Origin of the sequence: Ferrovibrio sp. (assembly GCF_002796975.1) — a bacterium.
GTDB lineage: Bacteria > Pseudomonadota > Alphaproteobacteria > Ferrovibrionales > Ferrovibrionaceae > Ferrovibrio.
In genome coordinates this window covers 595,383-602,474 of sequence record NZ_PEKV01000005.1, presented here as the reverse complement: position 1 = coordinate 602,474, position 7,092 = coordinate 595,383, and the positions used below count along the sequence as shown (strand labels likewise).

Genomic DNA, 7,092 nt, shown 5'->3' with positions numbered 1-7,092 from the left:
CCCATCAGCGCGCGGCCGATGCTGAGCATCTGCTGCTCGCCGCCCGACATCGAACCGGCCGGCTGGTTCTCGCGCTCTTTCAGGCGCGGGAAATAGCCGTAGACCATCTCCATGTCTTTGGCGACGCCATCGGCATCCTTGCGCGTGAACGCGCCCATCATCAGGTTTTCCCGCACAGTGAGGAACGGGAAGGTCTCGCGGCCCTCCGGCACATGGCCGATGCCCAGACGCATCACCTTGTCGGGGTCGGTCTTCTGGATTTCCTGGCCCTGGAAGACGACGCTGCCCTTCTGCGGGTCCATCACGCCGGAAATCGTCTTCAGGATCGTCGTTTTGCCGGCGCCGTTCGCCCCGAGCACCGTCACTATGCTGCCTTCGGGCACTTCCAGGCTGACGCCGCGGATCGCCATGATCGGGCCGTAGAAGGTCTCGATATTGGCGAGCTTGAGCACCGGCGGATTGGCCAGCTTCTGTTCGATGGTCTGCCCCACAGTATTCACAGCCATCTCAGTCTCCCAGATAGGCTTTGACGACTTCGGGATGGCTCTGCACCTCCGAAGGCGTGCCGAGCGCCAGCACGCGACCGTAATTCAGCGCCAGCACGCGGTCCGACACCTCGTTCACCAGGGTCATGTCGTGTTCCACCATCAGCACGGTGATGCCGAGTTCATTGCGAATGTCGTGGATCCAGAAGGCCATGTCCTCGGTCTCTTCGGTATTGAGACCCGAGGACGGCTCGTCCAGCAGCAGCAGCTTCGGCTCGGTGCAGAGCGCACGCGCCAGTTCCACCACCTTGCGGGCGCCGTAGGGCAGATTGACGATATAGGTGTCGCGGTAATGCTGCAGGTCGAGGAAGTCGATGACATGCTCGACCTTCTCGCGATGCTCCAGCTCCATCTTGCGCACGCTGGGCAGGAACAGCAGCTGCGAAGCCAGATTGCCGCCGCGATGGGCATGGCGGCCGAGCAGCAGATTGTGCAGCACGGTGGCATGCTCGAACAGCTCGATATTCTGGAAGGTGCGCGCGATGCCCATGGCGGCGATCTTGTGCGGCGGCACACCGGTGATGTCGTTGCCCTCGAAGCGCAACACGCCGCTGGTCGGGTCGTAGATGCGGCTGATCAGGTTGAACACCGTGGTCTTGCCGGCACCGTTCGGCCCGATGATGGTGAAGACCTGGCCCTTCTGCACGTCGAAGCTGACGCCGTCGACCGCCTTGATGCCGCCGAAGTTGATGGCGAGGTTATCGGCCTGAAACAGCGTCACCGGTTGCGCTCCGATTTGGTGTAGGTCTTCTGGCGCTTGAAGGTCGCCTTCTTGTAGAGCGGGAAGAGCGAGAAATAGAGTTTCACCTTGAGCCAGCGGCCGTAGATGCCGAGCGGCTCGAACAGGATGAAGAACACCAGGATAAGACCGAAGATGCCGGGCTCCAGGCCGGGCTGGCGCGCGATGCCTTCCGGCAGGTAGTCGCGCAGGATGGCGATCAGCTGCGGCAGCGAGCCGACGAAGATGGCGCCGAAAATCGCGCCATGCAGCGAGCCGAGCCCGCCGACCACCACCATCAGCAGCAGCTGGATCGAGAGCAGGATGTTGAAAGCGTCCGGCGCCAGGTAGCCGATCTTGTGGGCGAACAGCGTGCCGCCGAAACCGGTGAAACCGGCCGAGATCGAAAACGCCAGCGTCTTGTAGGCGGCAAGGTTGACGCCCATCGACTGCGCGGCGATCTCGGAATCGCGGATGGCGACGAAGGCGCGGCCGGTGGGCGAGCGCAGCAGGTTGAGCGCCACCAGCACCGCCAGCACCAGCGCGCCGAAGGTGATGTAGTAGAACGGCACGTCCTCGACCATCGAATGGCCCAGCACTTCCGGCCGCGGCACGGGAAAACCCTTGAAGCCGCCGGTGACATGCTCCCAGCGGATCAGGATCTGCTCGATGATGAAGGCAAAGGCGAGCGTGGCGATGGCGAGGTAGACGCCGGTGAGCCTGAGCGCCGGACGGCCGATCAGGGCGCCGATCAGCGCCGACAGCAGCGTGGCCGCCGGGATCGAGATCCAGAACGGCACGCCGAGATTGAGCAGCACCGAATGCGTATAGGCGCCGATGCCGAGGAAGGCGGCATGGCCGAGCGACACCTGGCCGGTATAGCCGGTCAGCACCATCAGGCCGATGCCGACGATGGCCAGGATGAAGACATAGGAAATCTCGCCGAGCCAGAAATCTTCCAGCAGGAAGGGCGCGGCCAGCAGGACGGCAATCAGCAGCCCGTACCAGAAGCGGTCCACGCCGTCGCGGAACAGGTTGATGTCCTGGTTGTAATCGGTCTTGAAGAAGAAGCGCATGATCTGTCCCTGCCCTTACACGCGCTTGCGGCCGATATTGCCGAACAGACCCTGCGGCCGGACGAACAGCACCAGCAGGATCACGATATAGGCCGCGACATCCTTGAAGCCTTCCGGCAGGTAGATGCCGGAGAACTGCTCGATCACGCCGATCACCAGGCCGCCGAACACCGCGCCCGGGATCGAGCCGAACCCGCCCAGCACCGCTGCGGCAAAGGCTTTCAGGCCAATGAGCCCGATGGTGACGTCGATCAGCGACACCGGCGCCAGCAGGATGCCGGCGACAGCCGCCACGCCGGCCGAAATCGCCCAGACGAGAGAGAAGATCATCTTCACCGGGATGCCCATGTAATAGGCCGCCAGCTGGTTCTGCGAGGCCGCCTGCATAGCGACGCCGATGCGGGTGAAGCGGAAGAAGGCGTACAGCAGGCCGCAGAGGATCGCCGTGCCGCAGACAATGGAGAGGTTGACGTCGGCGATCACGAAGCCGCCCACCCGGGTGACGCCGTCGGTAAACGGCGTGGCGAAGGCGCGCGTCTCGGTGCCCCAGATCATCGAGGCGCCGGAGCGGAACAGGAAACCGAGGCCGATGGTGAGCATGACGACGGCAAACTGCGGCTGGCCGATCACCTGCCGCAGGATCACCGTATCGAGCAGGTAGCCGAACACGGCCATGAACAGCACGGCGCCAAGGAAGGCAGCCCAGTAGTTCAGGCCATAGTGCTCGATGAGCGCAAAGGCCATGAAGGCGCCCAGCATCAGCAGGTCGCCCTGGGCGAAGTTCACCATTTCGGTGGCTTTGTAGATCAGCACGAAACCGAGTGCGACCAGGCCGTAAATACAGCCTGCCGCCAGCCCGTTCAGCAGCAACTGGACAATCTCGGACAGAGTCCATCCTCCCAAATGATAAAGGCGATTCTGGATGCCGCCCTGGTTATGCCGAGATTATGAAACGGGTGACGCACAGGTCAATCGCTTTCGCGCTCGGGTGAATGCTAATCACTTGACGTAGCGTCAATTTTCGCTCCTGCTGAACCCCGCCTACACTCCGGCGGCGCGCCCCGGACCTGTTCCCGGAACTGCCCGCGTTTCGCCTGCAAAAGCTGCCTGCCCCAAGGAACCGGCATGTCCATTCCCTTCGTCAAAGATCTGCAATTTTCCTATGGCACGGTCAGCGGACTCTCTCCGCTTGTGCGGCGCGTCATTGCCTCGAACCCCTCGGCTTTCACCTTCCACGGCACCGGCACCTATATTCTGGGCCACAGGGATGGCGTGGCGGTGATCGACCCCGGCCCCGACGATGCGGCGCATATCGAGGCATTGCTGCAGAATCTCGACGGCGAAACCGTCACGCATATCCTGATCACCCATACCCATCGCGATCATTCGCCGGGCGCCCGGCTGCTCAAACAGCGCACCGGCGCGCCGACCTATGGCTTCGGCCCGCATCCGCCGGCAAAAACCGTCGACGGCGTGGTGGTGGAGGAAGGCGGCGATCACGACTTCGTGCCCGATCATGTCGTGACGGACGGCGAGGTGATCCGCGGCAAGGGCTGGACGGTGACGGCGCTGCACACGCCGGGCCATATCTCAAATCATCTCTGCTTCGCACTGCACGAGGAAAAGGCGCTGTTCAGCGGCGACCATGTGATGGGCTGGTCGACCACGGTGATCTCGCCGCCCGACGGCAACATGACGGATTACTACGCCAGCCTGAAAAAACTGCTGCCGCGCGACGACGTGCGCTACTACCCGACGCATGGCGCGCCGATCGACGCGATGAACACCGGCCACTCGCCGCAGCATTTCGTGCGCGAACTGATCAAACATCGCGAGGCGCGCGAGGCGCAGATCGTGGACTGCCTGACGAAGAACGGCCCGCAGACCATCCCGCAGATGGTGACGGTGATGTATGCCGAGGTGCCGAAGTATCTGCACCCCGCGGCAGCGCGCTCGGTGCTGGCGCATCTGATCCATATGGTGGGTGATGGGCGCGTGGCGGTCGACGGTGGCGGTGAGGCCGATGAGGCAGCGGTGTATCGGGTGGCGTAATTAGGTGAGCCTCACAATTACTTGGGTGGAAGATGCCCCAACCTAACCGCCATCTTCCGTTGCGATGAAGATAACGCGGGCCACAAAATGGGGATTCGATTGGCGGACATCTCCTTGAAGTCTCGTTTATTATTTGTCTTTCTTCAAATTTACCTTGAAGAAACTGGGTGAGTGATTAATTCCAAATTTCTGAAGAAGCCACAAAACAGCAAACGCATACTTGGGCGTAATCCACATCCAGCATCGAACAAAAAGATGCAGCGTAAGACACGATTTTCAGAGCCAACCACCTGAGAGCGCTTTTTCTTGAGCGCTTTATATATGGGATTGTCCTCAAGATCGTATGCGACTGCTGGCATCCTGGAAAAGACACGGAAATGCCGGTGCGCCCGACTCCCCCATGTCACCGCGACCTGCGTCTTTCCTTCTTGTAAAACAAGCGCACCCGACGGAGATTTCGCTGGGTCGAAAGGAATCCAATTTTGGATTAACGAACTCATTTCTGGGGTCATTTTAAATTTCGGATCAACACAACGTTCGCGATGATATTTGTGCCTATCATCGTAGTAGCTTCTCTCTCCAAATTCGAAATGCAGGTGCTCCCCAGTACCGCTTCTTTTCTGATCAGCTTTAGCCGATATGATGTTGGCAGTGCGTATCATGAGGGCCGGCTGCCTACAAATGTATGCAGCTACGTCATTTTCATTATAGAACAAAAGAGGTTTATTTTGTAGGAAAATTATCAAAACTGAGATCATCAAAACGTGCGCATATTTTACGCAGGCTTTTCCAACGATCCCGACGCTGGGCATTAATCAAGGAGCCGTGGCGAGTACGCTATGCCGATCTTTGCCAGACGCCGCTTATATAGAATGTTGGATGACCTGACCGCGCATGCGGATCAAACGAAAATCGGCGAGTTGCGACGACATTTGGACAGCGAAAACACAGATGCAACTCTATCTGCTGAAGCGGAAATTTCTCTTTTATGGGCAATATCGAACGTTGCCCGGCTGGAAGTCGGACCGGAAATTGCGGCAACAGGTAGGCGCCCCGATGCGTATTCAGAGAATCTGTTTCCTTCGAGCGCAGCTATCATCGAAATCCGCGCTCTTTCTGAACATAGCTTTTCTGGCAGAGAGGCTATGGCCCATCGAAGAAAAGGCGTATCTGTGTGGCTGACCATCCGGAGATCAGGACTTCAGCCGAATAAGCAAAAATAAGACAAAATAAGCATCGTATAAGCACGTCATAAGCCGAAACAAGCACGCCACAAGGCGGGACAAGCACCTGATAAGGCAGTCTAAGTATCTGATAAAACAGCCTAAATACCGGATAAGCCCGAACAAACCGCGCATGTAGCAGAATTATTGCAGGACAGGGCCGGCGGGGTTGTGCATTCTGCTCAAAATCCGGTGATTCGGCCGTCCGTCCGTCCGTTTCCAGTCAGTCAGGAACTCCGCGATGTTGGCAGCCGCCCGTGACCTCCAGTCCTCGACCGATGCTGAAGACGACCGCCCGGTGGTGCTGGTGGTGGAGGACGAAGTGCTGGTCCGCATGGTGGTCGCCGAATACCTGCGCGACTGCGGCTTCATGGTGATCGAGGCCGGCAGCGCCAGGGAAGCGCTGGCGCTGTTCAAGGTCGATATCGAGGTCGACATCGTGTTCAGCGACATCCAGATGCCGGGCGAGATGGACGGGTTCGGCCTGGCGCAATGGGTGCGGCAGAACCGCCCCGACGTGCAGGTGATTCTCACCTCGGGCGCCGCCAGCAACGCCGCACAGAAGGCCGCCGACCTCTGCCATGACGGGCCGCTGCTGCCGAAACCTTACGACTCCGAAGAGGTCGAGCGCCGCATCCGCCAGTTGCTGGCGGCGCGCGACCGCAACGACGGCAACCCCCGCAGGCACTGAAAAAGGAAAAGGGCCGCATCGCTGCAGCCCTTCCCTGTTCTCCCGCGCGGCGCGCTTACGCGCCGGGGGTGGGCAGCTTGTAGTCCTTGAACTGCTCGCGCAGCTTCACCTTCAGCAGCTTGCCGGTGGCGGTATGCGGCAGCTCAGTGACAAAGACCACATCGTCGGGCAGCCACCATTTGGCGACGCGGCTTTCCAGGAACTGCAGCATCTCGTCGCGCGTCACTTCCTGGCCGGCCTTCTTGATCACCAGCAGCAGCGGGCGCTCCTGCCACTTCTCGTGATGCACGCCGATCACGGCGGCCTCCTGCACGGCGGGATGGCCGACCGCGGCATTCTCCAGGTCGATCGAGGAAATCCACTCGCCGCCCGACTTGATCACGTCCTTCGAACGGTCGGTGATCTGCATGTAGCCGTCTTCGTCCAGCGTGGCGACGTCGCCCGTCGTGAACCAGCCGTCCTTGTCGAGCACGTTGCCGCCCTCGCCGCGGAAATAGCCGCGCGTGATCCAGGGGCCGCGCACCCGGACATCGCCAAACGCCTTGCCGTCGCGCGGCAGTTCCCTGCCCTCGTCGTCGGTGATCTTGATCTCGACGCCGTAGACCGTGCGGCCCTGCTTCGACTGGATGTCGAGGCGTTTCTCCAGCGGCAGCTCGGCATGTTTCTTCAGCATGTTGCCGGTGGTGCCGAGCGGCGACATCTCGGTCATGCCCCAGGCATGGATCACGAAGCAGTTAAACTGCTTGGCGAAGCGCTCGATCATCGCACGCGGCGCGGCCGAACCGCC

Annotated in this window: 9 protein-coding genes; 3 read left to right on the top strand and 6 right to left on the bottom strand. The window is 60.5% G+C overall.

Annotation, left to right across the window (positions count from 1 at the left end):
* The 4 genes from CTR53_RS07810 to CTR53_RS07795 form a co-directional block, all read right to left on the bottom strand.
* The coding region (locus CTR53_RS07810; protein WP_367158957.1) for an ABC transporter ATP-binding protein at positions 1-452 on the bottom strand (452 nt) is incomplete at its 3' end.
* Between the two features lie 55 nt (positions 453-507).
* Positions 508-1,266, bottom strand: a complete 759-nt coding sequence (locus tag CTR53_RS07805; protein ID WP_290810919.1) for an ABC transporter ATP-binding protein — start codon at positions 1,264-1,266, stop codon at positions 508-510.
* Complete coding sequence (locus CTR53_RS07800; protein ID WP_290810916.1) at positions 1,263-2,339, bottom strand: branched-chain amino acid ABC transporter permease; 1,077 nt, start codon at positions 2,337-2,339, stop codon at positions 1,263-1,265. The genes CTR53_RS07805 and CTR53_RS07800 overlap by 4 nt, the downstream gene beginning before the upstream one ends.
* Positions 2,340-2,354: 15 nt before the next feature.
* The gene (locus CTR53_RS07795) at positions 2,355-3,209 is read right to left on the bottom strand and encodes a branched-chain amino acid ABC transporter permease (RefSeq protein WP_290810913.1); all 855 of its coding nucleotides are present in this window, start codon (positions 3,207-3,209) and stop codon (positions 2,355-2,357) included.
* Between the two features lie 255 nt (positions 3,210-3,464).
* Here CTR53_RS07795 and CTR53_RS07790 point away from each other — a divergent pair, with 255 nt between their 5' ends.
* Complete coding sequence (locus CTR53_RS07790) at positions 3,465-4,391, top strand: MBL fold metallo-hydrolase (protein WP_290810910.1); 927 nt, start codon at positions 3,465-3,467, stop codon at positions 4,389-4,391.
* A 149-nt stretch (positions 4,392-4,540) separates the two neighbouring features.
* Here the strand turns inward: CTR53_RS07790 and CTR53_RS07785 are convergent, their stop codons facing one another.
* Complete coding sequence (locus CTR53_RS07785; RefSeq protein ID WP_290810907.1) at positions 4,541-5,053, bottom strand: hypothetical protein; 513 nt, start codon at positions 5,051-5,053, stop codon at positions 4,541-4,543.
* A 177-nt stretch (positions 5,054-5,230) separates the two neighbouring features.
* Here CTR53_RS07785 and CTR53_RS07780 point away from each other — a divergent pair, with 177 nt between their 5' ends.
* On the top strand, positions 5,231-5,614 hold the full coding sequence (locus CTR53_RS07780; RefSeq protein WP_290810904.1) for a hypothetical protein: 384 nt from the start codon (positions 5,231-5,233) through the stop codon (positions 5,612-5,614).
* Between the two features lie 241 nt (positions 5,615-5,855).
* Positions 5,856-6,305 carry a response regulator gene (locus CTR53_RS07775; protein WP_290810900.1) on the top strand — a complete coding sequence of 150 codons (450 nt, stop codon included), beginning with the start codon at positions 5,856-5,858 and terminating at the stop codon, positions 6,303-6,305.
* Positions 6,306-6,360: 55 nt separating this feature from the next.
* On the opposite strand, the gene CTR53_RS07770 is transcribed toward CTR53_RS07775, so the two are convergent.
* The coding region (locus tag CTR53_RS07770; protein ID WP_290810897.1) for an AMP-binding protein at positions 6,361-7,092 on the bottom strand (732 nt) is incomplete at its 5' end.